The 252-nt window shown below is 36.1% G+C and carries 1 pseudogene; it reads right to left on the bottom strand.

The features are described 5' to 3' along the window. Positions 1-252: pseudogene (locus tag SB775_RS31880) on the bottom strand (GNAT family acetyltransferase); the annotation flags it as partial.

The raw sequence follows: 252 nt of genomic DNA, 5'->3' as shown, positions 1-252 counted from the left end.
GAATCGAATTCACCTTGAATGAAAGAATAACCGTGTTTACTTGCATACATAGCTTGTTTGAAAACGAGAAGTTTCAGTAAGGATAAATTTTCTGTAGTGTGAGTCCCACACCATCCTAGTTCTACCGTATTATCCTTTTCTGATGTATGGAGGAAAGAGTACGCAATAATTTTATTCTCTTCATCTATCATTACAAAGCTCCCATCTAGTAACACATCATCAGTTAAGATCTGTTCTTTCCAAGTTTCGAGC

Source organism: Peribacillus sp. SIMBA_075, assembly GCF_046534585.1.
Note: the sequence above shows the minus strand (reverse complement) of the source record. Positions and strands in the feature narration are given on the sequence as shown.